Below are 2,296 nucleotides of genomic sequence, written 5' to 3' on the forward strand. Positions count from 1 at the left end.
ATGTAGTCTTTCCCAAAAACTGCTTCATAATATGCCATGCTTTGGTCTAATTTCACATGCTTGTCATTATAAAATAATTTTTCCTCTCTAAACTCTAGTCTATGCATTTGCTTATTAAATTTTTCTATTTGCGATTTCATGCCTGTTGATTTTGCTTTCATTTGTTGGCCGTTACATTGAGTTAGAAGCCCAATTATGAATATGTAAGCTATAAGTTTTGCCATTAATAATTTTATTTTTTGTTTAATATAATCAATAGATTCATTTATTGTGTCTGATATTTCTAAATCTTTTTCCATATCCTTTGCTTTTTCGTAGAATTTTTTTAACTCTCCAATGCTTTCAGATATTTTTTCTAAAAACTCATGCGCATTTTCATTTAAGCCTTCTTTATGTTCATGATGCTTTTTCTGAAAAGCTTCTAAAAAGCCTTTGTTTTCTGCGTTATTAATACTACCAATATAAGTACTTGCCCATTTCATGGTAGTAACATCCATCCAATTAACATCAGCAGGATGCGATAAGTATTCTTTTGCTAAATCTATAACTTCAATTTCTGAAGTTCTTCCTAATTTTGCTTGGGTAAATTGTTTTCCAATATCTGCCACTGCTATACGGGCAAGATTACCTGCTAATAAATGCAAAGGATTTTCCATATCGTCTTTTGCAATTTGCGTATGCGTTGGGTTGGTGTCTGATTTTTGTAAGTTTTGCGATTCTCTAATACCCATTGCTACACCATGAATAATAAATTGCATAACTTTTTTTATAACATTCATTAATGCTTTTTCTAAACTATTAATAAATATGATTTGGATGATGAATTACCTTAGCATTAATGCTTTTAGAGGCTCAGGAGTATTACTTCCAATAATTACGTTGTTTTCTCCAGAAACAAGAACTCCACCATGAGCAGTCATATCTCCAACTGTTGCTATGGGTATTCCGTTAATTAAAACTGTTGCATTTCCAGTAGCAATGACATCTGGTGGACCAACACAAGTACACATATCTCCCATTCTTGCAACAGATTTCCCATTTATAAAAACATTTGGAGACCCCTGAATAACAGGTCCTCCAACATGTGGTATTGTACCGCTACACATTAAGCAAGTATGGTTGCTCCCTATAGTTACTGCCGGTTTTCCTGACATATCCTTTGCTTTTCAGTTTGTTTTTGTTCCATTCAACCTCTTGAGTAAGCAAATTGAGTAAAACGAACTCTATGTCATCTAATATACTATATTATTAAATTTAATCACTTGATAAACAACAGTTTTCAACCTTTACTGCAAAAAATCACACTCTTTCTTAACATTGGAAATAGCCAAAACATAATTAATCATTAGCTATACTCTTTGAAGTGTTTTAGTGAGAAGTTCATGTGATATAATTTACTTTTTCCCACGGTAGTTTGTTGGAAATTGAAAATATATCTTCAATTTAATGTCTAGATAGTTTATTTTTTATTTCTTGCAAAATGCCCTTCTTTTTTTAACATTAAGTAGGTCCAAGCGCCCCCTAAAAAGTCTATTACAGAGATTATTATTATTCTCGGAGGCACTAATTCTAGCAACACAAATGCAGTAAAGAAAACAATTACTGTAAATCGAATAAAAGCTATTGTCTTTAAGATCACAATAAGCTCATATTTGGCACCAATGAAATAGTAGACAGCAGTTGATAGTAATAAAACGCCTTCAAATCTAATCCAAACTTCACTAGTAGACTCTATATCAAATAAGTTAAGTAACACATTTGGAACAAATAAGAGCATTAATCCAATAAACGCCAGATAGATACCGTAAATAAAAACACTTATTGCTGATTGACTCATCTTTTATTTAATTTTATATTTTATTAGTACTATCGGCCTTACAACACATGTATAATGAGGATGTAATAAAAATGACCCGTCCTTTATTTATCTAGTGGCACATACCTTTCTTCTAGAATGTTAAGGTGATGAATTTGATGTGCCGTTATTGTCAGACCAATGGCGTAAAGAGGCATTTCATATTCAAAAAATTTGCAGTTTGTTTTCAGTATTTTTTTATTAAAAGATTCAAACATCATTAGTGTTGATTGGCGTACAATTCGAAGTTCATTTACCAATTGCTCAATTGATAATTGGTCTGCATTTGAATTTTCACCCATTATTTCTTGGTCATGTGCATCCGGTATGGACTAGCAACAAAAACCTGGACAATTAGTTGAATGACTAAGCTGCTAGTTCATGATTATACATATCTAATTCAAATTCTTTGATAGTTTTGTTCCCTAAAAAGGAATGTCT

Annotated in this window: 4 protein-coding genes; all 4 read right to left on the bottom strand. The window is 31.7% G+C overall.

Annotation, left to right across the window (positions count from 1 at the left end):
* Nucleotides 1-779, bottom strand: a 779-nt coding sequence (locus BLV64_RS14415; protein WP_218138677.1) for a hypothetical protein, incomplete at its 3' end; no start/stop codon positions are given.
* Nucleotides 780-824: 45 nt separating this feature from the next.
* Nucleotides 825-1,154, bottom strand: coding sequence for a PAAR domain-containing protein (locus BLV64_RS14420; protein WP_092136769.1), 330 nt, complete (start codon nt 1,152-1,154; stop codon nt 825-827).
* Nucleotides 1,155-1,459: 305 nt separating this feature from the next.
* Entirely contained in the window at nt 1,460-1,837 is a 378-nt protein-coding gene (locus BLV64_RS14425) for a hypothetical protein (protein ID WP_092136771.1), read from the bottom strand.
* 83 nt (nt 1,838-1,920) lie between these two features.
* Nucleotides 1,921-2,157 carry a hypothetical protein gene (locus BLV64_RS14430; RefSeq protein WP_092136773.1) on the bottom strand — a complete coding sequence of 79 codons (237 nt, stop codon included), beginning with the start codon at nt 2,155-2,157 and terminating at the stop codon, nt 1,921-1,923.
* Nucleotides 2,158-2,296 lie beyond the last annotated feature (139 nt).

Origin of the sequence: Bizionia paragorgiae (assembly GCF_900107625.1) — a bacterium.
GTDB classification, from domain to species: domain Bacteria; phylum Bacteroidota; class Bacteroidia; order Flavobacteriales; family Flavobacteriaceae; genus Bizionia; species Bizionia paragorgiae.

Coding starts and splice junctions, on each gene's coding strand:
- BLV64_RS14420 (WP_092136769.1), bottom strand. CDS start 1,154: ATGTCAGGAAAACCGGCAGTAACTATAGGGAGCAACCATACTTGCTTA.
- BLV64_RS14425 (WP_092136771.1), bottom strand. CDS start 1,837: ATGAGTCAATCAGCAATAAGTGTTTTTATTTACGGTATCTATCTGGCG.
- BLV64_RS14430 (WP_092136773.1), bottom strand. CDS start 2,157: ATGGGTGAAAATTCAAATGCAGACCAATTATCAATTGAGCAATTGGTA.